The 26,036-nt window shown below is 64.7% G+C and carries 27 protein-coding genes and 1 pseudogene; 14 read left to right on the forward strand and 14 right to left on the reverse strand.

Annotation, left to right across the window (positions count from 1 at the left end; translation table 11 throughout):
* Window positions 1-136: 136 nt before the first annotated feature.
* From AC1D34_RS01860 to AC1D34_RS01875, 4 genes and pseudogenes are all read right to left on the reverse strand, one after another.
* A complete protein-coding gene (locus AC1D34_RS01860; protein ID WP_441490476.1) occupies window positions 137-649 on the reverse strand; it encodes a TRAP transporter small permease in 513 nt (170 codons plus the stop codon).
* A 5-nt stretch (window positions 650-654) separates the two neighbouring features.
* A pseudogene (locus AC1D34_RS01865) lies at window positions 655-1,352 on the reverse strand (TRAP transporter substrate-binding protein).
* Window positions 1,249-1,653, reverse strand: a complete 405-nt coding sequence (locus AC1D34_RS01870; RefSeq protein WP_476823353.1) for a TRAP transporter substrate-binding protein — start codon at window positions 1,651-1,653, stop codon at window positions 1,249-1,251. The pseudogene AC1D34_RS01865 and the gene AC1D34_RS01870 overlap by 104 nt, the downstream one beginning before the upstream one ends.
* 54 nt (window positions 1,654-1,707) lie before the next feature.
* Window positions 1,708-2,367: a GntR family transcriptional regulator gene (locus tag AC1D34_RS01875; protein WP_476823354.1), complete on the reverse strand. Its 660-nt coding sequence runs from the start codon at window positions 2,365-2,367 to the stop codon at window positions 1,708-1,710.
* A gap of 223 nt (window positions 2,368-2,590) precedes the next feature.
* Between AC1D34_RS01875 and aspT the strand changes: the two genes are divergently transcribed.
* From aspT to AC1D34_RS01895, 4 genes are all read left to right on the forward strand, one after another.
* Entirely contained in the window at window positions 2,591-4,258 is a 1,668-nt protein-coding gene (gene aspT / locus AC1D34_RS01880; RefSeq protein ID WP_476823355.1) for an aspartate-alanine antiporter, read from the forward strand.
* A 301-nt stretch (window positions 4,259-4,559) separates the two neighbouring features.
* Window positions 4,560-4,769 carry a cold-shock protein gene (locus tag AC1D34_RS01885; protein WP_043234255.1) on the forward strand — a complete coding sequence of 70 codons (210 nt, stop codon included), beginning with the start codon at window positions 4,560-4,562 and terminating at the stop codon, window positions 4,767-4,769.
* A gap of 145 nt (window positions 4,770-4,914) precedes the next feature.
* Complete coding sequence (gene rpsU / locus AC1D34_RS01890) at window positions 4,915-5,181, forward strand: 30S ribosomal protein S21 (protein ID WP_441490472.1); 267 nt, start codon at window positions 4,915-4,917, stop codon at window positions 5,179-5,181.
* Between the two features lie 134 nt (window positions 5,182-5,315).
* The gene (locus AC1D34_RS01895; protein ID WP_052513594.1) at window positions 5,316-5,570 is read left to right on the forward strand and encodes a hypothetical protein; all 255 of its coding nucleotides are present in this window, start codon (window positions 5,316-5,318) and stop codon (window positions 5,568-5,570) included.
* 68 nt (window positions 5,571-5,638) lie between these two features.
* On the opposite strand, the gene AC1D34_RS01900 is transcribed toward AC1D34_RS01895, so the two are convergent.
* Together AC1D34_RS01900 and AC1D34_RS01905 are read right to left on the reverse strand one after the other, a co-directional pair.
* Window positions 5,639-6,877, reverse strand: a complete 1,239-nt coding sequence (locus tag AC1D34_RS01900) for a multidrug effflux MFS transporter (RefSeq protein WP_476776756.1) — start codon at window positions 6,875-6,877, stop codon at window positions 5,639-5,641.
* Between the two features lie 157 nt (window positions 6,878-7,034).
* The gene (locus AC1D34_RS01905) at window positions 7,035-7,673 is read right to left on the reverse strand and encodes a glutathione S-transferase family protein (protein ID WP_476823356.1); all 639 of its coding nucleotides are present in this window, start codon (window positions 7,671-7,673) and stop codon (window positions 7,035-7,037) included.
* A 112-nt stretch (window positions 7,674-7,785) separates the two neighbouring features.
* Between AC1D34_RS01905 and AC1D34_RS01910 the strand changes: the two genes are divergently transcribed.
* Together AC1D34_RS01910 and AC1D34_RS01915 are read left to right on the forward strand one after the other, a co-directional pair.
* Window positions 7,786-8,172, forward strand: a complete 387-nt coding sequence (locus tag AC1D34_RS01910) for a SpoIIAA family protein (protein ID WP_476823357.1) — start codon at window positions 7,786-7,788, stop codon at window positions 8,170-8,172.
* Window positions 8,173-8,318: 146 nt separating this feature from the next.
* Entirely contained in the window at window positions 8,319-9,584 is a 1,266-nt protein-coding gene (locus tag AC1D34_RS01915) for an alkyl sulfatase dimerization domain-containing protein (RefSeq protein WP_476823358.1), read from the forward strand.
* Window positions 9,585-9,640: 56 nt separating this feature from the next.
* Here the strand turns inward: AC1D34_RS01915 and AC1D34_RS01920 are convergent, their stop codons facing one another.
* The 5 genes from AC1D34_RS01920 to ugpB all read right to left on the reverse strand — a co-directional run bounded on the left by AC1D34_RS01920 (window position 9,641) and on the right by ugpB (window position 14,642).
* Entirely contained in the window at window positions 9,641-10,720 is a 1,080-nt protein-coding gene (locus tag AC1D34_RS01920; protein WP_441490467.1) for a sn-glycerol-3-phosphate import ATP-binding protein UgpC, read from the reverse strand.
* Between the two features lie 71 nt (window positions 10,721-10,791).
* Window positions 10,792-11,640, reverse strand: a complete 849-nt coding sequence (gene ugpE, locus AC1D34_RS01925; protein ID WP_476823359.1) for a sn-glycerol-3-phosphate ABC transporter permease UgpE — start codon at window positions 11,638-11,640, stop codon at window positions 10,792-10,794.
* On the reverse strand, window positions 11,640-12,398 hold the full coding sequence (locus tag AC1D34_RS01930; RefSeq protein WP_069877983.1) for a creatininase family protein: 759 nt from the start codon (window positions 12,396-12,398) through the stop codon (window positions 11,640-11,642). The genes ugpE and AC1D34_RS01930 overlap by 1 nt, the downstream gene beginning before the upstream one ends.
* On the reverse strand, window positions 12,398-13,279 hold the full coding sequence (gene ugpA / locus AC1D34_RS01935) for a sn-glycerol-3-phosphate ABC transporter permease UgpA (protein WP_441490465.1): 882 nt from the start codon (window positions 13,277-13,279) through the stop codon (window positions 12,398-12,400). The genes AC1D34_RS01930 and ugpA overlap by 1 nt, the downstream gene beginning before the upstream one ends.
* 61 nt (window positions 13,280-13,340) lie before the next feature.
* Entirely contained in the window at window positions 13,341-14,642 is a 1,302-nt protein-coding gene (ugpB, locus tag AC1D34_RS01940; RefSeq protein ID WP_441490506.1) for a sn-glycerol-3-phosphate ABC transporter substrate-binding protein UgpB, read from the reverse strand.
* Between the two features lie 228 nt (window positions 14,643-14,870).
* Between ugpB and AC1D34_RS01945 the strand changes: the two genes are divergently transcribed.
* The 4 genes from AC1D34_RS01945 to AC1D34_RS01960 all read left to right on the forward strand — a co-directional run bounded on the left by AC1D34_RS01945 (window position 14,871) and on the right by AC1D34_RS01960 (window position 19,944).
* Complete coding sequence (locus AC1D34_RS01945) at window positions 14,871-16,049, forward strand: fumarylacetoacetate hydrolase family protein (protein ID WP_441490464.1); 1,179 nt, start codon at window positions 14,871-14,873, stop codon at window positions 16,047-16,049.
* Window positions 16,046-16,981, forward strand: coding sequence for a PfkB family carbohydrate kinase (locus tag AC1D34_RS01950; RefSeq protein ID WP_476823360.1), 936 nt, complete (start codon window positions 16,046-16,048; stop codon window positions 16,979-16,981). Before AC1D34_RS01945 ends, AC1D34_RS01950 begins: the two co-directional genes overlap by 4 nt.
* A gap of 13 nt (window positions 16,982-16,994) precedes the next feature.
* On the forward strand, window positions 16,995-18,023 hold the full coding sequence (locus AC1D34_RS01955; protein ID WP_476823361.1) for a proline racemase family protein: 1,029 nt from the start codon (window positions 16,995-16,997) through the stop codon (window positions 18,021-18,023).
* Between the two features lie 295 nt (window positions 18,024-18,318).
* Complete coding sequence (locus tag AC1D34_RS01960) at window positions 18,319-19,944, forward strand: hypothetical protein (protein ID WP_476823362.1); 1,626 nt, start codon at window positions 18,319-18,321, stop codon at window positions 19,942-19,944.
* Window positions 19,945-19,956: 12 nt separating this feature from the next.
* Here the strand turns inward: AC1D34_RS01960 and AC1D34_RS01965 are convergent, their stop codons facing one another.
* A complete protein-coding gene (locus AC1D34_RS01965; protein WP_441490505.1) occupies window positions 19,957-20,859 on the reverse strand; it encodes a methylated-DNA--[protein]-cysteine S-methyltransferase in 903 nt (300 codons plus the stop codon).
* 199 nt (window positions 20,860-21,058) lie between these two features.
* Between AC1D34_RS01965 and AC1D34_RS01970 the strand changes: the two genes are divergently transcribed.
* A complete protein-coding gene (locus tag AC1D34_RS01970; RefSeq protein ID WP_476823363.1) occupies window positions 21,059-21,661 on the forward strand; it encodes a class I SAM-dependent DNA methyltransferase in 603 nt (200 codons plus the stop codon).
* 160 nt (window positions 21,662-21,821) lie between these two features.
* A complete protein-coding gene (locus AC1D34_RS01975) occupies window positions 21,822-23,033 on the forward strand; it encodes an HD-GYP domain-containing protein (RefSeq protein WP_476823364.1) in 1,212 nt (403 codons plus the stop codon).
* A 90-nt stretch (window positions 23,034-23,123) separates the two neighbouring features.
* Here the strand turns inward: AC1D34_RS01975 and AC1D34_RS01980 are convergent, their stop codons facing one another.
* Together AC1D34_RS01980 and AC1D34_RS01985 are read right to left on the reverse strand one after the other, a co-directional pair.
* The gene (locus AC1D34_RS01980) at window positions 23,124-23,510 is read right to left on the reverse strand and encodes a YybH family protein (protein ID WP_441490458.1); all 387 of its coding nucleotides are present in this window, start codon (window positions 23,508-23,510) and stop codon (window positions 23,124-23,126) included.
* A 69-nt stretch (window positions 23,511-23,579) separates the two neighbouring features.
* On the reverse strand, window positions 23,580-24,119 hold the full coding sequence (locus AC1D34_RS01985; protein ID WP_476823365.1) for a DUF2244 domain-containing protein: 540 nt from the start codon (window positions 24,117-24,119) through the stop codon (window positions 23,580-23,582).
* Between the two features lie 20 nt (window positions 24,120-24,139).
* Here AC1D34_RS01985 and nth point away from each other — a divergent pair, with 20 nt between their 5' ends.
* Both nth and xylF read left to right on the forward strand, forming a co-directional pair.
* Complete coding sequence (gene nth / locus AC1D34_RS01990; protein ID WP_476823366.1) at window positions 24,140-24,841, forward strand: endonuclease III; 702 nt, start codon at window positions 24,140-24,142, stop codon at window positions 24,839-24,841.
* 103 nt (window positions 24,842-24,944) lie between these two features.
* Entirely contained in the window at window positions 24,945-25,994 is a 1,050-nt protein-coding gene (xylF, locus tag AC1D34_RS01995) for a D-xylose ABC transporter substrate-binding protein (RefSeq protein ID WP_476823367.1), read from the forward strand.
* The last annotated feature ends 42 nt before the right edge of the window (window positions 25,995-26,036 follow it).

The following is a 26,036-nucleotide window of genomic DNA, read 5'->3' on the forward strand; positions in this document are numbered from 1 at the left end:
GCGCTGGGCGGCGACGGTGAGCGGCACGCCTTCGATGAAGATCGTCAGCAGGGCCGAGCCCGCCATCGCGACCCAGATCGGCGTGCCGACTACGAGCAGGACCGCGAAGGTCAGGAGAAGGATGGAGACCATGCCGCTAGTCCCGCGTCGTGATGTCGGACCAGAGTGCGCCGGTGACGCCTTCGTCGATCAGGTTGCGCAGGAGATGCAGCAGCGACAGCAGGCTCCCGACGAAGAGCGGCGCCACCGTCCAGCCGGCCGAAATGCCGAGCATCGGCGTCAGGTTCGGCAGTTCGCGCTGGAGATAGCGCCAGGAAAACCAGGTCAGCGTGCCGAGAACCGCCGCTGTCGCGAGCAGCGCCACGACGCCGAAGAGGGTGCAGAGCCAGCGCGGGGCGAACAGCACCACGACATCGATGATGATGTGGGTCCGGGCATGGAAGGCGTTGGCGATGCCGAGGAAGATCATCCAGCCGAACAGCAGCAGGATCAGTTCCTCGGACCAGGTCAGCGGATCGTTCAGCGCGTAGCGGAAGACGACGGCGGCGCAGACCAGCGTCGCGATCGCGCCGTGCAGCGCGGCAAGGAAGGCGTTCTCCAGGCGGCTCGACCAGTCGTCGAGCCGCCGGATCAGGTCGAGCCCGGTCATGCCGGTCAGCGCTTGCGCTGAGCGTCGATGGCGGCGAGCACGCTGTCGAGATGGGCCTTGCCCCAGCGGCCTTCCATCGCGGTTGCCACGACCTTGGACCTGGCGGCGAAGGCGTCGCGATCGACATCCTCGACGATCTTGGAGCGGCCGGACTTGCGGATGTCCTCGAGCATCGAGGCCTCGCGCTTCTGCTGGAGATAGGTGTTCAGGGCCGAGGCGCGGGCGGCTTCGGCGAACAGGACCTCGCGATGCTCGGGCTTCAACCGGGCGAGGCTGTCCTTGTTGATGACGATCATGTTGTTCTGGAGCATGTGCTTCGTCATCGCGACATAGCCCTGCACCTTTAGAACTTGCGCGAGAAGATCGTCGGGATCGGGTTTTCCTGGCCGTCGACCGTCTTCTGCTGGAGCGCGGTGTAGACCTCGCCAAAGGGGACCGGCGTCGGAGAGGCGCCATAGGCCTTGATCATCTCGACCCAGACCGGGCTTTCCGGCACGCGGATCTTGAGGCCCTGCAGGTCCTCCGGCTTCTTCACCGCGCGGTCGAGCGTCGTCATGTTGCGCCAGCCCCAGTACCAGATGCGGCTGACCGGGACGATGCTATGCTTGTCGCGGAGCTCGTCGAAGATCGGGTCGAAGGCAGCAGAGCGAATGATCGCCTCGGCCTCGCTCCAGTCCTTCCAGAGGAAGGGCGCACTCGGAATCTCGWGGGCGGGTACGAGCGCGGAGGCGGGCCGCCATCGAGGGCGCTGAGATGTCGAGAGCGCCTTCCTTGACCTGCTTGAACAGGTCGATTTCCTTGCCGAGCTGCTCGGCCGGGAAGACCTTGATGGTGACGGCGCCGCCGGTCGATTTGTTCACGCGATCGGCGAATTCCTGGAACAGTTCGCCGGCGATCTCGGTGGTGGTGTTCGCATGGCCAAAGCGCAGGGTCTGTGCCTGGGCGGCTGTCGCGAGGAAGCTGCCTGCGATCAGGCTCGCAGCGGCAAGGCGTCGTAGAAACATCATATCCTCCCGGATGTTATGGTGGTTCTTGCACAGCTGCCTCTGACGGGCGGCCTATTTGATCAGCCTCTCATGGGAGCCCTCGAGATGCCGTCGCATCGCCTCGGCGGCATCTTCGGGATCGCCGGTCTCGAGCGCATCGATGATGCGGAAATGCTCGGCATGGGTGATCCCGACATCCTGCTCGCGGCTGAGGTAGAGCCGTGAAATGTGCAGATGGAAGCGCAGGTCGTCATAGCTCTTCAGCGCGACCTGATTGCCCGCCGCTGTCAGGATGAGGCGGTGGAAGCGGTCATCGGCTTCGGTGAACGCGCGGTGGCTGCGATACTCGCGGGACGGCGGATCGGCCATCATGACCGCGACGGCGTCGCGCAGCGCCGTGATGACATCGGCGCCGGGGCGCCGCCTGGCGGCCTCCGCCGCGGCCCAGGGCTCGATCACGCTCCGAAAGCTGTAGACGTCCTCGTAATAGTTGCGATCGGGCAGCGCCGCGGTCGCGAAGCCGACGAAGGGGACGGCCGACACGAGCCCTTCCGCGACGAGCCGCGTCAGCGCCTCGCGGATCGGCGTCGAGCTGACGGCCAGTTCGCGCACCAGCCCATCGACATTGAGCTTTTCGCCCGGCGCATAGGCCTGATCGAGGATGCGTTCCTTGATCGCCTCATAGACCTGGTCGCCAAGGACGACCCGTTCGATCTTTCGCGCCCCGTTCAATGCCTATTATCCTGCATCTTGGATCGTGCACGATTTAGGGATGAACTTGCTTTGGAGTCAATCCAAATCGTCGACGTGCCGCGACTTCACTTGGCACTGGCCAAAGAGTGGACGACCTCGATGTGCCGCAGACGAGTGCCGCACCGGCGATCGCGGCTCTTGCAGAGCAGGGGCAGGCAGCGAATAGTCGCCGTCGACCACTGCTCTGGAACTGGGGTCCATCGTGGCATTTGTTGAACAGCCGGTTGTTGCACTGTTCATTTCGCTGGCTCTTGGCCATTTGATCGGAAAGATCAGAATTGGCCCCGTTCAGATCGGCGGTGTCTGCGGCACGCTCTTCGTCGCATTGGCCCTTGGGCAGCTTGGTGTCACCATCAGCGCGGACCTGAAGAACACGGCGTTCGCGCTGTTCATCTTCGCTCTCGGATTTACGGCCGGACCGCAGTTCTTCAACAATATCCGTGGTGGCTGGCGCTACGGAATCCTGTCCTTCGTCGAGGTCGGGACGGTCCTGCTGCTGCTTACAGCGGCCATCATCTTGTTCCGCCTGGATCCCGGCACCACGTCGGGGCTCTTCGCCGGCTCGGCCACGGAATCGGCTGTGCTCGGGACGGCTTCGGATGCGATCGCCCGGCTGGCCCTGCCGGCAGCCGAAGTGGCGCGGCTGCAATCCAACATGGCGACGGCCTATAGCGTCACCTACCTCTTCGGCCTCGTGGCGATCGTCGTCTTCACGACGCAGATCGGTCCCCTGCTGCTGCGGATCGACGTGCGCGAGGAATCCGCCGCGCTTGCAAAACAACTGGGAGCCGAGGACGACGCGGGCAAGGAGAACGGCGTGCCCGAGATCGTCTCCCGCTGCTTCCATGCCGGGCCGATTGCGGGAAGCAGCGTCGGCGCCTTCGAAAACAGCGTCAATGGCGTTGTGACCATCGAACAGGTCGGCCGCGGCGAAGGTTTTACCAAGGCAACCACGGACATGGTGCTGGAGGCCGACGATGTTGTCCTCGTGCTCGGCCGCCGCCGCGCCGTCATCGCGATCAGCGAGAGATTGGGCGCCGAGGTGCCGATGCCGGCAGGCGACAACGTGCCACTCGTCGAGCGCGATGTCGTGCTCGTCCGTAGCGAGGCGATGGGGCGCCGGATTCGGGATCTTCGTCGGCTGGCGAGCGCGGAACAGCGGCGCGGTGTCTTCATTTCGCGCATCAGGCGGCTCGGGCATATCGTTCCCGCTTTGCCGGGCACCGTTCTCGAGCAGGGCGACGTCCTGACGCTCTACGGCTCCGAGGACGCGATCACGCGGGCGGCCCCGGAGCTCGGCCACTTGCTCCCGGCGACTTCGAGTACCGACTTCGTGATGCTCGGGCTGGGAGTGGTCGCGGGTCTCCTGCTGGGAGAACTGAGCTTCAGGGTCGGCGCCCTGAACCTGACGCTGGGGACCGGCGGTGGTGCGCTCGTCTCCGGCCTGGTCTTCGGCTGGCTCCACATGCATCGCCCGCATTATGGCGCGATACCGCTGCATGCTGCGGAGTTCATGAAGGACTTCGGCCTGGCGACCTTCATCGCCGCAATCGGTCTGTCGGTCGGGCCCGATGCCTTCGCGCTGCTCAAGCAGTACGGGCTGGTGCTGCCGGTCCTGGCGATTCTCGTCTCCGCACTGCCGGCCCTGGCTTCTCTCTATATCGGGCATTACCTGCTGAAGATCGAGGCTCCGATCCTGCTCGGAGCCATCGCTGGCCAGCACTGCAGCACCCCGTCGATCAGCGCATTGGTCTCCCTCGCTGGCAATTCGACGCCGGTGATCGGCTACACCGTGACCTATGCGATCTCGAACGTCCTGCTGCCGCTGATGGGGCCGGTCGTGGTTGGCATGGTCGGGCTGATCGGGTGAAGGGCGTCCGCTGCGGCTGCTTCAGCGGCAGCCCGAAGGGCTCGAAGAGGCGTCGTGAGCTCGCGCTGTGTCTGGGTGGGGTCGATGGCCGCACAGGGGCACGCAAGGCTGCGGTCCTGCTTCGACGACAGGTTGCATTGACAAATTGGTCACAATCACCCATATAGGGGCATCGATCTTAGGCCGAATGAATTGGCCCCCGCGCTAATGGCGCGCTAGCTGACGAACTTCCCGCTCAAAATCGAACACCGTGTGAGGCGTCGTCTCATGCGAACTAATGCCTTGCGAGAAGGAATTCGTCATGGCCACCGGCACTGTTAAATGGTTCAATTCGACTAAGGGTTTCGGCTTCATTCAGCCCGATGATGGCGGTCAGGATGCTTTCGTCCACATCAGCGCTGTCGAGCGTGCTGGTCTGCGCGAGCTCCGCGAAGGTCAGAAGATCACCTTCGAGCTCGTCCAGGACAAGCGCTCTGGCAAGATGTCCGCGGACAATCTTCGCGCCGAGTGATCTGCATGACCGTGCAAACGTAGCATTCCGAATCGAGTGGCGACCACGGATGTACTGGCGCCCCCCTTTCAGGACGATACGCAGCACGGTTGGACGAAGGGTCGGGATTACCCGGCCCTTTTTTCTTTTCTGAAAGGAGCCCGAGATGCAGGTTCTCGTTCGCGACAACAATGTCGACCAGGCGCTGCGCGTCCTGAAGAAGAAGATGCAGCGCGAAGGCGTCTTCCGCGAGATGAAGCGGCGTGCGGCGTATGAGAAGCCGTCCGAGAAGCGGGTTCGCGAGAAGGCTGACGCCATTCGGCGTGCACGCAAGCTGGCGCGCAAGCAGGCTCAGCGCGAAGGACTGATCGCAGCGCCGAAGCCCAAGGCCAAGCCTGTTCGTCCGCCGCGTCTTGCACCGGCGGCAGCCTGAGCTCAGGCCAGGCTGACGATGCCGGCGCAAGGGTCTGCTCGACGCAGTCCAGTGCGCCTGGATGCGCGCTACCGATAGGGCGCGTCGCTGTGAGTGCCGCCAACCGGGCGGCAATCGTGAAGGAGTGGACTGCCATGTCGACCAAAGGACTCTCGGCCGACGAAGCCAAGCGCCGGGCCCAGGCGAATTTGGAGAAGGCCGAGCAAAAGCGGCAGGAAGCCCAGCGTGGGCTGGATGCGCAGCGCGCCGCCCAGGTTGCCGTCACGGAGAAGACCGCGCGCTTGCGCGCGCTGCGGCTGGCGAAGGAAGCCGCAGACGCAGAGGCCGCCGCGATCGCCGAGGCTGCACGGCCCAAGACCGTAGCGTCCAAGCGCACGAAGCGGGCCTGACGGACCGGCGGCTTGCGACCCGCGCGTGCCCGGCCTGGAACGACGTTCCGCGCCCAGAGGGCAGGCCGCTAGCTGCGCCCCGGCGCCGGGTGAAAGAGCCGCCCCTTCTCGACCGCCAGAACCACCGCGAGCGCCATGAGCCCGCAGAGTGAGAAGCCGAGTGTCAGCGGCACGACGGTGCCGTTGAAATGCTGGCCGACATAGAAGCCGAGCAGTGCTCCGCCGACCGTGGTGATGAAACCCTGGACGGACGAGGCCGTACCCGCGACATGGCCAAGCGGATCCATCGCCATCGCCCCAAAATTCGGCGCCAGCAGGCCAAAGCAGAACATCGTCCCACCCTGCATGATGGCGAAGAGCCAGAGCGTTTCCTTGCCGGCAAGGGCCAGCACCGCGTGCAGGCTGGTCAGCGTGATATAGCCGAGCAATGCGCCATGCGAGACCCGGCGCATGCCGAGTCGGCCGACGATGCGCGAATTCAGCAGTGACGCGACCGCCATGCATGCGGCGATCAGGGCGAAGATGGTGGTGAACCATTCCGGCGCCCGGAAGACATCGACAAAGACCTGCTGTGCCGAGTTGATGAAGCCGAACAAGCCGCCGAGAACGAAGGTCATCGCCAGCATGTAGCCGACGCCGATGCGCGAGGTCAGCACCGTGCGGAAGGCGGAGACGATGCTGGCGAACTTGATCGGCGTACGGTCCTCCTCATGCAGCGTCTCGGGCAGGCGCATTGCGGTCCAGAGCATCACGATGGCGCCGAAGGCGGTCAGAACGCCGAAGATCCAGCGCCAGGGTGCGACCCAGAGGATCGCCTGGCCGATCGAGGGCGCCAGAATCGGTACGGCCAGGAAGACGATCAGGGCCAGCGACATGACGCGGGCCATGTCGCGGCCGGAATAGCAGTCCCGTACGATCGAGACCGCGAGCACCCGCGTCGCGGCTGCTCCGACGCCCTGCAGCACGCGCGCCGCCATCATGATCTCGAAGGAGCCGGAGAAGGCAGCGAACACACTGGCGACGACATAGATGCTGAGCCCGGTCAGCAGCACGGGCCGTCGGCCGAAGCGGTCGGAAAGCGTGCCGTAGATGATCTGGGCCACACCAAAGCCGAGCAGATAGCTGGTGACGATCCACTGCCGGTCGTTCGGCTCGGCAATGCCGAGTGTCTCGCCCATTTGGGGCAGGGCCGGCAGCATGGCGTCGATCGCAAGCGCGTTTGTCGCCATCAGTGCGGCCATCATCGCCACGAAGGGATAGAAACCCATGCCGTGGCGCGGCCGGGCAATGTCGAATGTGTCGGTCATTTCTGCCTGCTGCCGGGCACAGCCCGGAACGTCCCGTCTCGCAGATGGGAGAGGCCAGCAAGATAGCCGGCCGATTCTCGCAGGATTAGGCGATGCGCCGCTGCGCAACAACCCGGCCAGAGGCCGGGTTTGGCATGCACTCAGCGTGGAACGACGCCTATTCCGCCGCCGGCTGCTGCTGCGGCATCAGCGCATTGTCGATCTCATTGGCGCGGATCGCTGCCGGGCGGGCCTGCAGTCGTTTGGCATAGGCCTCGAAGGCCGGCCGCCGCTCCATCGTGCCGAATTGCAGGCCCCAGCCGATCTGCGCGCCGAGATAGACATCGGCCGCGCTGAACCTGTCGCCGACCAGATACTCGCCCTGCGATACCGCTTTTTCCAATGTGTCCATGACATCGGCGAAGCAGCCATAGCCGACCGAGCCGGTCTTCTCCGGTGGCACCTCGACGCCAAGCATCTTGTTGGTCACCGCAGCTTCGGTCGGGCCGGCGCCAAAGAAGAGCCAGCGATAATAGGGGCCGCGCTCCTTGCTGCCCGGTTCCGGCGCCAGCCCGGCCTGGGGAAAGGCGTCCGCGAGATAGGCGCAGATCGCGGCGCATTCGGTGACGATCATGTCGCCATGCTTCAGGGCCGGCACCTTGCCCATCGGATTGAGCGCCTTGTACGCGGCCGCCTTCATCGGCGGGCCGAAGCCGACCAGCTCGGTGCGATAGGGCTGGCCGACTTCCTCCAGCATCCAGCGCACGATCCGGCCGCGTGACATCGGGTGGGTGTAGAAGACGAGTTCATCGCTCATGCTGCGTTCCTCCYGTGGAGGGCGAGACTAACCACGACGCATGACCGCGCAATGGCAGCAATCGAAACCGCGGCGGGCCTGCTGCGTTGTCTGAAGCGAAAGGATGACGTCCATGTTCGAAATCCTCGCTGGGCCCGATCATGTCGCGGCCTACCGCCTCTCCGGCACGCTGACCGTGGAGGATTATGACAGTGTGATCGCCGATATCGACGCACGGCTGACCCGGCACGAGAAGATCGGCGTTCTGGTCGATCTGACCGGCTTTCACGATATCACGCTCCGGGCGGGTGCCAGGGATCTGCGCTATGGGTTCAGCAAGCYGTCGGAACTCAGGCGCTTTCCGCGTGAGGCCCTGATCAGCGACAAGGGCTGGATCGAGACGCTGGTGGCGATCGCCAATCCGGTCATCCCCTTCGTCGAGATCCGCTGCTTCAAACCGATCGAGTACGAGGCGGCGCTGGCCTGGGCCAGCGAGATCGAGGGCGGGCCCGAGGCTTAGGTTGCACGTGCCCGGAGCGCGTTGCCGCGACAGCGAACCGCGCGCCTCACCCATAGCTGACATCGCGCGTCAGGACTGCGCGTGCGTGGCCTGTCATTCCTCCCCAGCGGTGCTATCGACATGCTCTGGTCGACGGAGGAATTCAGATGCGGCAGGACGCATTGTTCGAGCGCCTTTGGAGTGGCGCAGCGCAGATGGAAGAATGGACCGAGGCGGTCTCTGCCGGCGCCATCACTGCGGTGGCAGAGAACATCATCACCGTCCACACCACCTATTTCTGCGGCAGCGTCACGGCCATTCGGACGAGTGAAGGCCTTGTCCTGATCGATACGGCCAAGCCAGACACCGCCGCCCAGACGCTCGCGACGATCCGCAGCTGGGACGACAGCCCCATCCACACCGTGATCTATACCCACGGCCATATCGACCACACCAGCGGCATCAAGGTCATYGACGAGGAGGCCGATGCGAGAGCGAGGCCGCGGCCGAGAATCGTGGCTCATCGCAACGTCGCGCGCCGGATGGAGCGATACGAAGCCTCCCATGGCTTCAACAGCATCGTGCAGGGGCAGCAGTTCAACAAGCCGGACTATGTCTATCCGATAGGCCAGCGGCGTCCCGATGACGTCTATGACGACACGCTATCGCTTGCGATCGGTGGCGAACAGCTCGAACTCATCCACGGGCGCGGCGAGACCGACGATGCCACATTCGTCTGGCTGCCGCGGCGGCGCGTGCTGGCGAGCGGGGACTTCGTAATCTGGGTTTTCCCGAATGCAGGCAATCCGCGCAAGGTCCAGCGCTATGCAGCCGAGTGGGCTGTCGCCCTGCGCCGGATGGAGCGCCTGAAGCCGGACATCCTGATCCCCGGACATGGCCCGGTCATTGTTGGGGAGGGCCGGGCAGCGCAGGTGTTGCGCGACGGAGCCGAAGCGCTTGAGCATCTGGTTCGCGATACCCTGGCGCTGATGAACAAGAGTGCGACGCTCGACGAGGTGCTGCGCGCGGTCAAGGTACCGGCCGCCTATCTGGCGAAGCCCTATCTCGTGCCGAAATATGATGACCCCGAATTTCTGGTCCGGGGGATCTACCATTTCTATGCGGGTTGGTTTGACGGAAACCCCGCAAACCTGAAGCCGGCGAAGAACGCTGATCTTGCGTCCGAACTGGCTCGGCTTGCGGGTGGTGCCGAGAAACTGGCTGAGCGAGCCGCGGCGCTGGCCGAGGACGGCCAGACGCGCCTCGCCGTTCATCTTGCCGAGTTCGCGAGTTCAGCAGCGCCCGAGGATCGAGKGATCCAGGCAATCCGGGGCGCGGTGCTCCGGAAAGCCATCGATGGCGAAAGCTCGTTGATGGGCAAGGCATTCCTCGCCGTCTACGAGCGCGATGCAAAAGAACGGTCGGCGGGCTGAGCAGCGCATCCAGCGGCTGTTTCCGGCCGCTGGAGATCGTCCGCGGTCTATCCCTCTTATTCGCGCCCGAGTCGGACGCCCGATTGCGCATCGAAGACGTGGACTCGGTCGGGGTCGACCGAAATCCACAGGCGCTTGGCCTCGGCGGCGACATCGCCGGTTGCGGCCTGCATCACGAAGGGCTGTCCGGCAAGCTTGCCGTGGAAGAGCTGGGTCGCGCCCAGCTCCTCGATGAACTCGACATCGAAGGGCAGGGCCCCGGCCTGGCCCTCGGACGCGATCTCGATATCCTCCGGCCTCAGGCCCACCTCGACCTTCGTTCCCGATGCAAGGTTCTGCTTGAGGTCACGCGCTTCGAGGAGCGCGTCGCCGAGCGCAACGATGCCGGGTCCGTCGATGGCTGCCGGCAGCAGGTTCATCGGCGGCGAGCCGATGAAGGTCGCAACGAAGCGGCTTGCCGGTTTGCGATAGACCTCGGCCGGGACGCCGATCTGCTCGACTTGGCCGCCATTCATCACAACGAGCTTGTCGGAGAGCGTCATCGCCTCGACCTGATCGTGCGTGACATAGATCGCGGTGACGCCGAGCGCCCGCTGCAGCTTCTTGATCTCGACGCGCATTTGCACGCGCAGTTTCGCGTCGAGATTGGAGAGCGGCTCGTCGAACAGGAAGACCTGGGGCTTGCGCACGATGGCGCGGCCCATGGCGACGCGCTGGCGCTGGCCGCCCGAGAGCTGGCGCGGCCGGCGCTCCAGCAGGCCTTCGATCGCGAGGATGCGGGCTGCTTCCTTGACCCGCTTCTCGATCTCGTCCTTCGGCGTCCCGCGGTTGCGCAGGCCATAGGCCATGTTGTCGTAGACGCTCATATGCGGATAGAGCGCATAATTCTGGAACACCATGGCGATGTCCCGGTCCGCCGGTTCGATCTGGTTGACAACCCTGCCGCTGATCGAGACTTCGCCGGACGAGATCGTCTCCAGGCCTGCCACCATCCGCAGCAAAGTGGACTTGCCGCAGCCGGAGGGGCCGACCAGCACGCAGAAGCCGCCATCGGGAATGTCGAAAGAGACGCCCTTCACGGCCTCKACGCCGCCGGCATAGACCTTCTTGACGCTGGAAAGAGTAACCTGGGCCATTGGGTTCCTTGGTCAGTCGGTAACGGATAATCGGCGATCGGCTCAGCGGGCCGGGCTGCCGGTACGCAATGTCACTTCTCGGTTTCCACCAGGCCCTTCACGAAGAGCCGCTGCATGGCGATGACGACGAAGACGGGCGGCAGCATCGCCAGCATCGCGGTTGCCATGGCGAGCTGCCATTCGGTGAGCGCGTCGGCCGTGGTGATCATCTTGCGGATGCCGATGACGATGGTCTGCATCGAATCCTTGGTGGTGACCAGCAGCGGCCAGAGATACTGGTTCCAGCCATAGATGAACTGGATGACGAAGAGCGCCGCGATCGTGGTGAGCGAGAGCGGGACCACCGTATCCTTGAAGAACTTGAACGGACCGGCGCCATCGATCTTCGAGGCCTCGAGCAGTTCGTCGGGGATCGTCATGAAGAACTGCCGGAACAGCAATGTGCCGGTCGCCGAGGCGATCAGCGGCACGGCGAGGCCCTGGTAGGTATCGAGCATGCCGAGATCGGAGACGACCTTGAAGGTCGGGAAGATGCGGACTTCGACCGGCAGCATCAGGGTGACGAAGATGATCCAGAATGCCGCCATCCGAAACGGGAAGCGATAATAGACGACTGCGTAGGCAGAGAGCACGGAGATGAAGATCTTGCCGAACGCGATGGCCAGCGCCATCACTAAGGAGTTGAACATCATCACGGCCACCGGCTCGCGGGTCGAGCCCGAGGTCCCGACGAAGAGGATGCGGTAGTAGTTCTCGAAGAAATGCGGGCCAGGATAGAGCGGGAGCTGGCCGTTGATGATGGTCGCAGCATCCCAGGTCGAGGCGACGAAGGTCAGCCAAACCGGAAAGGCGACGATCAGCACGCCGATCGTCAGGATGATATAGGCGACGATGTCGCCGAAGCGGCGGTTCTCGACCATCAGTGCCAGGCCTCCCCGTCGCGCAGCAAGGCCGCGAGCGCCTCGGCGCAGGCGTTGAGGAATTCCTCGCCCTTCTTCGGCGTCGCGCGCCGCGCATCGCCGATCACGCCGGTCTCCGTCATCTCACGGAAGGGGCGGTAGCGCGCGACGGTCGGGCGCATCAGGCCACGCGGATCCGCGCCGAGCATGCCGAAGGCCTGCCCCAGCCGCTCCTGCTTCACCGTTTCCGGCGCCAGCACCATCATCATCGAGGTCTCGATCTCGCAGGCATGCATCACGCTGGTCTGATCCTGCATGAAGGGCAGCATCGCAGTCTGCGCCAGCTCGAAATAGGTGGTCGCGATGATGCGCAGGCCGGTCTCGCGGGCGAAATCCGGCAGGAATGCACCGAGCGCGGCGATATTGCCGCCATGGCCATTGACGATCACGACCCGGCGGAAGCCATGCCGCTCGATGCTCCTGAGCAGCGAAAGCAGCACGGACCGATAGGTCGGGATGTCGAAGGTGAAGGTGCCGCCGAAGGCCATGTGATGCTCGGCCATGCCGCACCAGAGCGTCGGGGCGACCACGACATCGGCCTCGTCCAGGCGCTCGGCCGCGGCCTTGCAGACGCCCTCGCACAGGATGGTGTCGACGCCGACCGGCAGGTGCGGCCCGTGCTGTTCCATCGAGGCCACGGGCAGGACGACGATCGCATCCTTCGCCGCCTTGTGACGCAGATCCTCGGCCGTCAGTTCCTTCCAGAGCACCGAGGCCATCAGTAATTCACCTTGCGCTCGATGAAGCGGAACTGCACCGCCGTCATGGCGATGACCATCACGAGCAGGATGACCGATTGTGCCGCCGAGCCACCAAGATTGGAGCCGCCCTTGCCGTCGGAATAGACCTTGTAGACCAGCGTCTCGGTCGCGCCCGCAGGCCCGCCGCCAGTGACCGTGTCGATGATGCCGAAGGTGTCGAAGAAGACATAGACGATGTTGACGACGAGCAGGAAGAACGTCGTCGGCGAGAGCAGCGGGAAGATGATGGTCCAGAAGCGGCGCATCGGCCGCGCGCCGTCGATCACCGCCGCCTCGATCACGCTCTTGGGGATCGATTGCAGCCCCGCGAGGAAGAACAGGAAATTATAGCTGATCTGCTTCCAGGTCGCGGCGAGGATGACCAGCGTCATGGCGTCATTGCCGTTGAGCCGGGGATTCCAGGCGATGCCGAGGTTCTGCAGTCCACGCGCGAGCATGCCGAGCGAGGGATCGAACATGAAGATCCAGAGCACGCCGGCAATGGCGGGAGCCACGGCATAGGGCCAGATCAGCAGGGTCTTGTAGATCTCCGCGCCGCGGATCTGGCGGTCGGCCATGACGGCAAAGAGCAGCGCGATCGAGAGCGAGAACACGCAGACAAAGGTCGAGAAGATCGCGGTGTTGCGCAGCGCCTTGAAGTAACCCGGATCGGAAAAGAGGCTCTGGTAGTTTTCGAACCAGACGAACTGGGTCGACGTCCCGAAGGCGTCTTCCAGCAGGAAGGACTGCCAGACCGCCTGGCTTGCGGGCCAATAGAAGAACACGACCGTGATCGCGAGCTGCGGCAGGAGCAGCAGGAGCGGGATCGTCAGGCTCCGGAAATAGGCGTTCTTCTGCATGCAGCCCGTGAAGCAAGAGAAAAGCCGGGGCGGAATGCCCCGGCTCTGGATCGCAGCCGGTTCAGCGCGAGGCGGTCCGTTCGAACTGACGCAGTGCCTGATTGCCACGCTCGACGGCGGCGTCAAGCGCAGCCTTCGGTGTCTTCTGGCCGTTCAGCGCCGCTTCGAGCTCTTCCGACCAGATGTCGCGGATCTGGACCAGGCCGCCGAAGCGCAGGCCGCGCGAATTCTCGGTCGGCTCCTTGTTGTTGAGTTCCAGCAGCGGCGTCTCGAGATAGGGCTTGTCCTTGTAGAAGCCCGAGTCCTTGACCTTGGCATAGGCGGCCTTGGTGATCGGCAGATAACCGGACTCGGTGTGCAGCTTCACCTGGCGGTCGACATCGGACAGGAAGGTGAAGAACTTGGCGACGCCCTTGTATTCGTCAGCCTTCTTGCCGCCCATCACCCACAGCGAAGCGCCGCCGATGATCGAGTTCTGCGGTGCCCCGGCCGCTTCCGGATAGTACGGCATCGCGGCGTTGGCCCAGTCGAACTTGGCATTGGCCTTGACGTTGCCGAAGAAGCCCGACGAGGTCAGCATGATCGGGCATTCGCCCGAGGTGAAGCGGCCTTCACCGTTATTGGTGCGGCCGGAGTAATCGTAGGTCTTGTCCTTCTGCAGCTCGACCAGGTTGGTCCAGTGCTTCAGGAAGAGCGGGCTGTTGAAGTTGAGGACGGTGTCGAAACCATCGAGACCATTCGCCTTGGTCGCGATCGGGATGTTGTGCCAGGCACCGAACTGCTCGATATTGGCCCAGGTCGCCCAGGCATTGGTGAAGCCGCACTTGTCATATCCGGCGGCCTTCAGCTTCTTCCCGGCCTCGAAGACTTCTGGCCAGGTCTTCGGCGGGGCGTCGGGGTTCAGGCCCGCCTTCTTGAAGGCGTCCTTGTTGTACCACATCACCATGCTCGACGAGTTGAACGGCATGGAGAGCATGTCGCCCTTGGCGGTCGAGTAGTAGCCGGTGATCGCCGGCAAATAAGCCTTGGGATCGAAAGGCTCGCCGGCTTCCTTCATCAGTTCGTGCACGGGCTTCACCGCGCCCTTGGCCGACATCATCGTGCCGGTGCCGACTTCGAAGACCTGCAGGATGTGCGGCGCGGTTCCGGCGCGGAAGGCGGCGACGCCGGCATTCAGCGTGTCGGGATAGGAGCCCTTATAGGCCGGAACGACCTTGTATTCCTTCTGGGAGGCGTTGAATTCCTCGGCCAGCTTTACGACAACGTCGTTATTGGCACCGGTCAGCGCATGCCACCACTGGATCTCTGTCTGCGCGACGGCCGGAGCCGCACCGGCCAGCGTCAACACCGCGGCCGAAATCATCAAGCGCGATCTGGATGTCATCTATCTCTCCCTTATGCCCCGCTCGTGCGGGCGGCTCTTGTCGTTGGTGCGCAAGCTAGCATGAAGAACAGGTGACGTTTCAATGACAATCGCACGACATGTGCGCCATGTCTGATCCGCGTCCCTGCACTCTTGCACATTGGCTGCGAAGCGGCTGTTCTCGCCTGCGACTTTCAACGTGACAATTCCACCAACGGACGATCGATCATGCCCGAGCTTGCCCTGACGCCACGGAACACTTTGCCGGCGGACGCCGCAGCCGCCGCGCTCGCTGGCCGGGTCTGGCGCCCGGACGTCGCCGGTCCCGCGGTCGTTGTTCTGCGCGGTGATGAACTTGTGGATATCACCGCTGCCTTCGCCACGATGCGCGATCTCTGCGAGACGGCCGATCCCGCCGCAGCCCTGCGCGCCGCCAAGGGGCAGCCCATCGGGACGCTCGCCGACATCCTTGCAAACACGCCGCCTTCGCGTCGCGATGCGACGAAGCCCTGGCTGCTCGCACCACTCGACCTGCAGGCGGTCAAGGCCGCCGGAGTGACCTTCGCGGTTTCGATGCTGGAGCGCGTGATCGAGGAGAAGGCGCGGGGCAACCCGGCCGCCGCCGCCACGATCCGCGAGGAGATCGGCAAGCTCATCGGTGACGATCTCTCGAAGCTGAAGCCCGGCTCGCCCGAGGCGATGCATCTCAAGGACGTGCTGATCAAGCAGGGAGCCTGGAGCCAGTATCTCGAGGTCGGTATCGGGCCGGATGCCGAGATCTTCACCAAGGCGCCGCCGATGTCGGCCGTCGGCACCGGTGTCGATGCCGGCCTGCACCCGGCCTCGACCTGGAACAATCCCGAGCCGGAGATCGTGCTGATCGTCGCCTCGACCGGCGCCATCGTCGGAGCAACGCTCGGCAATGACGTCAATCTGCGCGACGTCGAGGGCCGTTCGGCGCTGCTGCTCGGCAAGGCCAAGGACAACAATGCAGCGGCAGCGGTCGGTCCCTTCATCCGCTTCTTCGACGCCGGCTTCTCGCTCGACCATGTCCGCAGGACAACCGTGACGCTGACGGTCGAGGGCGAGGACGGCTTCAGGCTCGAAGGCTCGTCCTCGATCGCAAAGATCAGCCGCGACCCGGCTGATCTTGCTGCGCAGATGCTCAATCGCAACCATCAGTATCCCGATGGCGCGGCGCTCTATCTCGGCACCATGTTTGCTCCGATCAAGGATCGCGACACGCCGGGCGGCGGCTTCACCCACAAATATGGGGACATCGTCACGATTGCCGCGCCGGAACTGGGAGCGCTCGTCAATTGCATGCGCCGCACCGATGAATGCGAACCCTGGACCTTCGGCGCCTCGCATCTGATGCGCAATCTGGCGAAGCGCGGGCTTCTGTGAACCAGGGGGCGGTCCTCGTCTTCGGCGAAGCGCTCGCCGATCTGGTGCCGGAGGATKGGTGCGGCGAGCGCTATCAGTGCGTGCTGGGCGGATCCGGTTTCAACACGGCGCTGGCGCTCGCCCGCTGCGGCACCTCCGTGGCTTATTGCGCGACGCTCTCGCGCGACGTCACGGGGCGGCGCTTCCAGGCCCGGCTTGTGGCAGAGGCGATCGATCGGCGCTTAGTTGCTGAGAGCGACGCCCCCACACCGCTGGCCGTCGTTGCCCCGCTTGGGGTCGATGGCGGGGCGCGATATCACTTTCACCTCGCCGGTACGGCGCTGGCCGAGCCTCCGCCATTGCCCGACCTCACGGGTTTTGGCCATCTGCATGTCACCTCGTTCGGAGCGACGGTCGGTCCATCCGGAGACGCGGCGTTGACGCTGCTGCGCCAGGCGCGCTCCGCCGGCCTGAGCACCAGCTATGACGTCAATATCAGGCCGCCGGCGCTGCCGGATCGGGAGGCGGCGCTTGCCGCCATCGAGCAGCGCATGGCGCTGTCAGACCTCATCCGGCTCAGTACGGACGATGCCGACTGGCTCTATCCCGGCGGCTACGTTGCGCCGCTGCGCCGTTGGTTCGACCGGGGCGTTTCAGCGATCCTGCTGACCGAGGGCGATCGCGGAGCGGCGCTCGAGCGGCCCGGGAAAAAGACTGTCCGCGGCTTCGTTCCGGTTGCAGAGCTGGTCGACACGATCGGCGCCGGCGACAGCTTCATCGGCGCATTTCTCGCTTCGCTCGCGCATGCGGGCGAGCTCGGAGCAGGACTGCGCGGATTGTCAGACAGCGTTGCCGCATCCGCAATGGGTTTTGCGGCAGAGGTCGCAGCCGAGACCTGCGGCCGGCGCGGCTGCGATCCGCCGCGTCTCACACCCAAACCACCCTATGAGTGAGGGGAACGCGCCAATGCGCCTGAGCTATCTCGACTACCACACCTGCGGCGAGCCGGTGCGCATCGTTACGGGCGGCTATCCCGAGCTGACCGGCGCGACGATTCTCGACAAGCGTCGACAGGCGCGCGACAGCCACGATCAGCTGCGCCGTGCGATGATGCTGGAACCGCGCGGCCATGCCGGAATGTACGGTGTCATTCCGGTCGAGGCGAGCCATCCCGAGGCTGCCTTCGGCGTGCTCTTCACTCATAACGAGGGCTACTCGACGATGTGTGGCCACGCCACCATCGCGCTCGGCCGCTATGCGATCGAGCGCGGCCTGGTGCCAGCGGTCGAGCCCGTCACGCACTTTGCCATCGAGGCGCCCTGCGGCCTGCTGCGGCTCGCCTGCGACGTCGCCGACGGGAAGGTCGGGGAGGTGCGCTTCGAGAGTGTGCCGGCCTTCGTCCATGCCCGCGACCGTGTGGTCGAGGTGCCCGGCTTCGGAAGCGTCACGACCGACATCGCCTATGGCGGAGCCTTCTACTGCATCCTTCCGGCTTCACGCTTCGGGCTCGATCTCTTCGAAACCCCGGTCGAGCAGTTGACCGAGGCTGCTGCTGCCCTCACCGACATTGTGCGGGCCGGCGCGCCGATCACGCATCCCACCGAGCCCGATCTCGGCTTTCTCTACGGGACGATCGTGACCGACGAGGCCGGACCGGGCGAGACCAGTTTCAACCTCTGCATCTTCGCCGAGCGGCAGATCGACCGCTCACCGACCGGCTCGGGCGTGACCGCCCGCATGGCGCTCGACCACGCCAAGGGGCTGGTCGGGTTGGGGCGGACACGGAGTTTCCGCAGTATCACAGGCGGGCGTTTCTCGGGGCGTGTCCTCGGGCCTGCTGCCTATCCCGCCGAGGGAGCGGTCACCGTCGAGGTCGGCGGCCTCAGCTACCTCGCAGGCGAGGGCGCCTTCATTRTCGAGGCCGACGATCCGCTCGGACTGGGTTTCGCTTTGCCTGCCCGCTTCGCGGAGATCAGTCCTCTCCGCGACGGATGATAACGATCTGCGGCCGGCCGCTGTCGTCGGCGGCGCCATGCTTCGGACCGTCTTCGTTGGCTGAGCCCCGCTCGGCGCTGCACATGGCCGCCGCGAGATCGCCGGGCGCGGGCCCCTTCACTCGACCGCAGAGTGCATTGGCCTTGGCTTGTGCAGGATACGAGTAAGGTTTCTCTGTCATGTTGGCTGTGAGGCCAAGGATCTGGGCATGACGGTTGGGGACATGAGAGAGGGCAGAAGGCCCGGCTCCGCGCTTGGCGTCGTGCAGATGTTAAGTCGGCTCGCTGGAGCACCGATGATCTGGCTGGTCGCGTTCGCAGCAGCGGTTGTCATTGGCCTGATGCTGCCCCTGCGCCTGCCGCTGGGGCCCAACTACTGGGACACGAACATCTATCTCGATGCTGCGCAACGCATCGAGGTTGGGCAATTGCCCAATATCGACTTTTTCGCTCCTGTCGGCCCTCTCGGCTACTATCTTGTGACCTGGCTCCACGCCCTGTTTCCGCAGGCGCAGCCGATGCTGCTGGCGAACTGGGGCATCTTGCCGGTCGCCTTGCCAATGATGGCGCTGATTGCTGCCCATGTCGGGCAGCGCTCGCGTGGCCAAGCTCTGGCCCTGCTGCTCCCTTTCCTGTTGTTCGCGTCGCTGCCGATCAACCTGCACAGCCTGTATCCGATGCCAGGCTTCGATGGCTTCGGGCACTATAACCGCCATATCAGCCTCCTGCTTTACCTGCTCGTGTCGACACTCCTCTTCGTCGAGGCGCGCCGCCTGCAAGTGGGGCTTGTCGTCCTGCTGATGCTCACCCTCTTCCTGGTCAAGGTCACGGGAGCGGTGTCGGGGACGTTCCTCGTCGGCTATGCGGTTCTGTCCGGACGGATGCGCCTGCGCGACGCGTCCGTCGCCGCAGCGCTGGTCATTGCCGTGCTCGCGCCGCTCGATTTCGTGACCGGCATCGTGCGCGCCTATGTCGATGACATCCTGACCCTGCTCGGCCTGAACACCGGCGCCTTGCTGCCGCGCTTTCTCACCGTCGCTTCCGTGAAGTTCAATGTCGTCGGGCCGAGCCTGCTGCTGCTTGTCGCGCTGGCCTACGCTGCCTGGCTGGAGGGCGGCAGGCTTTCCCGGGCCCGATTGCACGGGCTCCTGGCCGCGCCGCTTGGATGGTTCGCCGCGGTTCTGCTGGCGCTGACCCTGTTCGAGACCCAAAACACGGGTTCGCTCGAATTCATCGGGCTCTGGCCCGTCCTTCTGGTGATCCTGGCGGAATGGAGCGGTCGCACCGACCGGCTCGGCAGGATCGTGACGGTGCTGGCCCTGGTGGTTGCCCTACCGTCGGCCTTGATCTTCGCCGAGCGCAGCACGCGCGCGGTCCTTGGTGCGGTGAACTACAAGGCGCTTGCCGTGCCCGATCTCGGCCCCCTCGGTCGGGTCAGCGTCAAGCCCGACATCGCCGAACGTGCGGTGATCATGCTCGCACATTACGCGGCGCAGCAGACGGGCTATCGCGATCTTGCCGAGCGCGGCGAACTGCCCTCCTACATTCTCTATTCGGAGATCGACTATCAGGCGACCTGGCTGCTCGAAGTGCAGCAGGGCATCACGGCGATCCGCGCCTGGGAAGCGGCCAATGGGCGCCGGCTCGACAGCCTCTTCACGCTCGATTTCACCGATCCGTTCAACCAGCTGCTCGACCGCAGGCCGCCGCGAGGCGTGCCGATCGGTGTCGATCCCGGCCGGACCACGCCGGAGATCGATCCGCCAACGCTGGAAAGCCTGAAACAGGTCGATGCCGTCCTGGTTCCGAAATGCCCTCTGACGACGGCGCGCGAGACCATCGCCGCGCATTTCTCGGAGGCCCTGAAAGGGCGCCGGCTGGTCGCGCTGGCCCCCTGCTGGGACATGTATCTGAAGGCGTAAGGGAACTGCCTCTCAGGCCGTCACCCCGCCGGTCTGCCCTGCCTCCCAACCGAGGATGGCGCGCTTGCGCGTCAGGCCCCAGTGATAGCCGGTCAGGGCCCCGGACTTTCCGATGACGCGATGGCAGGGCACGACGAAGGAGATCGGGTTCTTGCCGACTGCCATGCCGACCGCCCGAGCCGCCGTTGGCCGGCCGAGATGGCAGGCGACATCGCCATAGGTCGTCGCCCTGCCGACCGGGATCTTCAACAGGGTCTCCCAGACGCGCACCTCGAAATCGGTGCCGATCAGCACGACCCGCAATGGCGTCTCGGCGGCCCAGGCCTTCGGGTCGAAGATCCGGCCGGCATAGGGCCGGGTCGAGGCGGGGTCGAAGCGATAATCGGCATGCGGCCAGCGCCGCATCATGTCGGCCAGGGCCTCCGCCCGGCCGCCAACGACCTTGCCGCCATCGACGCTGGTCGAGACCCAGCCGAGCCCCGCGAGCCCGCGTTCCGTCACGACGATCAGTGCTTCGCCGAAGGGGGATTCATGGAAGCCGTAGGAGAGGCGCAGGCCCTCGCCCCCGCTCTTCCACTCGCCGGGCGACATCGCCTCATGCGTGACGAAGAGGTCATGCAGTCGGCCGGGGCCGGAGAGCCCAACCTCCAGCGCCGTGTCGAGCACGCTGGCCGATGATCCGAGCAGGCCCTTGGCATGGTCGAGCGTGATCGCCTGCAGAAAGGCCTTGGGGGTCAGCCCGCACCAGCGCCGGAAGAGATGGTGCACGTCGGTCGGTGTCGCGCCGGCAGCGTCCGCGATCGCCTCGATCGTCGGCTGCTCGCGCCAGTTCTCCGTGATGTAGGCCAGGATACGCCGGACGGTATCGTAGTCGGACCCGGGCGCAGCGGCGGGAAAATCCGCCTCCGCCGGCATGGCCTGCGCGRCGCGGGCGAGCACGGCATTGGAGAAGCGGGTGGGTGTCATTGCCGTTTTCATCGGGACCTGAGCGTTCATGGTCGTGAGCCTCGTGTCATGGATCATGACCGGGAATCTAGGGCCGGGAGGATGCCGCCTCCACCCGAAAGCTGGCAAGCTCTGCGGCCTTGCCACGCGATTCGAGCCGTCTGCCACCATGTCCCGTCCCGACCAGGACATCACCGGCCTCTACCAGCGCCATGCCCGGGCCTTCGACGAGCTACGATCGAGGATGCTTGTCGAAAAGGCCTGGCTTGATCGCTTCCTGCAGCTCCTTCCGGCCGGGGCATCGATTCTCGATATCGGCTGCGGCGCCGCGGAGCCGATTGCGCGCTATTTCATCGAGAGTGACTATCGCGTGACCGGCATCGATGCCTCGGCCCCTCTGATCGATCTCTGCAGGCAACGCTTCCCGGCCAATGACTGGCAGATCGGCGACATGCGCAAGCTTTCACTGAAGCGCCGCTTCGACGGGCTGATCGCCTGGGACAGTTTCTTTCATCTCACCCCCGAAGACCAGCGGCCGATGTTCCCGATCTTCAGAGAGCATGCTGCGCCGGGCGCGGCGCTGATGTTCACCAGCGGCCCCCGGCATGGCGAGGCAATCGGCTCCTTCGAGGGCGAGCGGCTCTATCACGGCAGCCTGGCCCCGGCGGAGTACGGGGCCCTGCTCGACGAGAACGGCTTCGACGTCCTGTCCCATGTCGCCGAGGACCCGGACTGCGGCGGGCACACGATCTGGCTCGCAAGATTGAGATAGCCACCGGTCCGCAATTGAAACCTGCGCTCCTGTCGGGGCAGTATTGTACTGCTTGTTAATGACATTCCTGCATATGTCGAAGACGACGTGAAGGCGTGTACTCCATCTTGTGGTAGGCCTTGGTTCCCTAGCGTCATGTTGCGAATCATCGAGCTGTTCCATGAGCGAGCCGCCTCATCTGCTTAACCTCGGCAGCGACATGCGGGCTCCGCCCAGGGACGTCCCTTACGACGTCCCGCTGACTGACCTCGAGGAGCTATCCCTGAGCCTGTCGATGGCGCGGGGCCTCGACGAGATCATGGCGATCGTGCGGGGCAGCGCACGAAGGCTTGTCGGGGCAGACGGAATCACCTTCGTCCTGCGCGAAGGCGACCAGTGCTACTATGCCGACGAGGATGCGATCGCGCCGCTTTGGAAGGGCCAGCGCTTTCCTTTCGAATCCTGCATTTCCGGCTGGGCGATGGGGCATCGCGAAGTCGTCGTCATCGACGATATCTATGCCGACAGCCGTATCCCACATGCGGCCTATCGTCCGACATTCGTACGCAGCCTCGTCATGGTTCCGGTTCGACCGGAGGACCCCGTCGCTGCAATCGGAGCCTATTGGGCAAGCAAGCAGCCGCCGTCCGAAGCCAGCATCATCGTGCTCAACCGCATCGCCAACAGCGCTGCCGTCGCGATGACCAATGTCGCCCTCCTCAACTCGCTCCGGGCAGCCAAGGAAGAGGCTGTGCGGGCGAAAGAGGCGGTCATCCTGGCAATGGCATCGCTGGCGGAGACCCGGGACAGCGAGACGGGAAACCACATCCGCCGCACCCAGCATTATGTTCGTGCCCTCGCCAGGGCTTCGCGCGACCGGGGCCTGTACATGCAGGTGCTCGACACGGATATGGTCGATCTGATCTACAAATCCGCGCCGCTGCACGATATCGGCAAGGTCGGCATTCCCGACAGCATCCTGCTCAAGCCAGGCAAGCTCGACGCGGACGAGTTCGCGGTAATGAAGACGCATGCCGAGTTGGGCCGGCAGGCCATTGCCGAGGCCGAGCGGCATCTCGGCGGAGTGAGCTCGTTCCTCAGCCTGGCCATGGAGATTGCCCATAGCCATCACGAGAAATGGGATGGCAGCGGCTATCCACGAGGGTTGAAGGGAGAAGAGATCCCTCTCTCGGGGCGGTTGATGGCGATCGCCGATGTCTATGACGCCCTCGTTACCGAGCGGGCGTACAAGTCGGCGCTCCCGCACGCCCAGGCGGTCGAGATCATCGCCGGCGACCGAGGGCGCCATTTCGATCCAGCGCTGACCGATGTCTTCATGGAGATCGCCGCAAGCTTCGAGACGATCCACCGGGCATTCTCGGACGGCCCTTAGGTCTCAACTCAGGCGGCCTGTTCGGCTCGCATCCCGGCCACAGCCCTTCAAGTCTGGAGTGGATCGCCTGCCGCTTCCGCCACACTCGGATCAGCCCATCTCGGTCAGCAGATTGGCATCCCGTGCGAGCTTCCAGCGCCCGTCAGGCTCCTTCTTGAACAGGGTCAGCGTGTAGCCGGCCCTGTGCCGCGATGAGCCTGTGGCGAGAGATGTTGCGGTCATGTCGAGATGACTGCGCACGAAAGCCCAGTCGCCGAGGACCTTCAGCTCGTCGATCGTGCTGCTCCCTTCAATCTTGAGGTCGCTCATGGTGTCGGACATCGCGGCGAACGTCGCCTTGCCGAACGGGGCCTGCCCCGGAACCATGAAAATGGCATCCTCCGTCATCAGCTCCAGCACCGATGCCACATCGCCAGCCTTGCTCGCGGTGAGCCATTTCTCGATGAGCGCACGAATCTCCCTCTCGTCATCACTCATGCCGCCTCCTTCAAGGGTTGATGACCAGTGCAGGGGCCATGGTTGCTGGGTGCGAGAGGTTGCCGGCCTTCACGCCGCGCTGAAATCCGTCCCTCGCCTTGCGCTGGCGAGCGCGGCGCCGAGTGCATCCGCAAATCCCTCCCGCTCCTGCGGAGAGAGCGCGGCAGCTACCGATACGCTGCGGCCACGCGAGACCAGCGAGAGCCCCATCAGCCCGTAATCCTCGTCTCGCTCCCTCTCGAGCTTGGTCCAGGCTGGATTGGAGCGCCAGATAGCCTCCTTGCCGTGATGCGAAACCTTGCGCAGCAGCACCTCGAGCGGCGTCACCACGATGCGCTCGAAGGCGCGCGCCGCGTTGAAATTGACCTTGAAGGCGATGAAGAGTGCGAGGATGTCGAGGCCGAAGAAGCCGGCGACGGGCCAGGCGCCCAGCACGACGAAGGGAATCGAGGAGACGATGCTGGCGAGGCAGACGAGCGTCATCACGATGCGAAAGCCGTTCCGGCCGAGCGAGCGATGCGGAGTAATGGTCGCGTCGAAGACCGGCCGCTCCGAGGCCTGCGTCCGCTCTCCGGCATATCCATCGCGATCGTGCTTGCCGATGCTCATCGCGTAATTATAACGCCCACATGAGCGAACGGAACAGGCCCGCGGGCCGCGCCCAGGGCCTGGCAAAGATCACGACACCGAGACCGCGCAGCGCGGCGGGCATCCGTGAGATCTTTCTGCGCTTCCAGGCCGCCAATCCCGAGCCCAAGGGCGAACTCGAGGCGACCAACGCCTTCACGTTGCTGGTCGCAGTCGTGCTGTCGGCGCAGGCGACCGATGCGGGCGTCAACAAGGCGACGCGCAAGCTCTTCGAGCTTGCCGACACGCCGCAGAAGATGGTGGCGCTCGGCGAGGACAAGGTGCGCGAGCTGGTCAAGACGATCGGCCTCTTCCRCACCAAGGCGAAGAATGTGATCCTGCTCAGCGAGAAGCTGATTGCGGAATTCGGTGGCGAGGTCCCTGCCGACCGTGCCGCGCTCGAAAGCCTGCCTGGCGTCGGGCGCAAGACCGCCAATGTCGTGCTCAACATCGCCTTCGGCGAGATCACCCACGCCGTCGACACCCACGTCTTCCGCATCGCCAATCGCCTGCGCATCGCGCCGGGCAAGACCGTGCTCGCAGTCGAGATGGGATTGGAGAAGGCGGTGCCGCCGGAATTCGGCCGCCATGCCCATCACTGGCTGATCCTGCATGGTCGCTACATCTGCAAGGCGCTGCGCCCCGAATGCGGCCGCTGCCTGCTCAACGATCTCTGCGACTCCCCCGACAAGCGGGTGGCTTGACGCCTTTCTCGCGATAGGCTGTCCTCTGAATGTGAGGCGCTCCGGACGCTGACCAGGCGATCCCCAAGAGAGCGCACGGCCAGAGGAATCGCGGGAGATTGCCATGCTCAGACATATGATGCTTGCCGCCGGTGTTACCCTGGCGGCAGCGGGCGGATTCTCGCCTGCCTTTGCCCAGACGAAGGGCCCGGTCGTCGGGGTCAGCTGGTCGAATTTTCAGGAAGAACGCTGGAAGACCGACGAGGCCGCGATCAAGGCGGCGATCGAGAAGGTCGGCGGCACCTATCTCTCGGCCGATGCCCAATCCTCTCCTGCCAAGCAACTCACCGATGTCGAAAGCCTGATCGCCCGTGGTGCCAAGGCCCTGATCGTCCTGGCCCAGGATGCGCAGGCCATCCGGCCCGCCGTCGAGAAGGCGGTCAATGAAGGCATTGCGGTCGTCGGCTATGACCGGCTGATCGAGATTCCGCAGGCCTTCTACCTGACCTTCGACAATGTCGAGGTCGGTCGCATGATGGCGCGCGAGGTCCAGAAAGCGAAGCCGGAAGGAAACTTCGTCTTCATCAAGGGATCGAGCTCAGATCCGAATGCCGGCTTCCTCTATCAGGGCTCCGTCGAGATTCTGAAGCCGGCAATCGATTCCGGCAAGATCAAGAATGTCGGCGAGGCCTTTACCGACGGCTGGCTCCCTGCGAACGCCCAACGCAACATGGAGCAGTTCCTGACCCGCAATGCCAACAAGGTCGACGCGGTGATCGCGGCCAATGACGGCACGGCGGGCGGCGCCATTGCGGCAATGGCCGCGCAGGGGCTCGCCGGCTCGGTACCGGTTTCCGGCCAGGATGCCGATCGCGCGGCATTGAACCGCGTCGCGCTCGGGACGCAGACGGTGACGATCTGGAAGGATGCACGCGAGCTCGGGCGTAATGCGGCCGAGATCGCGATCAAGCTTGCCGGCGGCGCCAAGCTGACCGARATCGCGGGTGCGGCAAGCTGGAACCAGGGCCCGAGCAAGYAGGCGATGACGGCGCTCTTCCTCAAGCCCGTACCGGTGACGAAGGACAATCTCGGTGTGGTGATCGAGGCGGGCTGGGCTCCAAAGGCCGCTGTCTGCCAGGGCGTCGCAGCCGGCAAGGTCAAGGCTTGTGACTGAGGTCGCTCCAGCCCCGGTTTCTGAGAAGGTGCCGGGGCCAGG

The organism is Allobosea sp. P1_A7 (assembly GCF_056406775.1).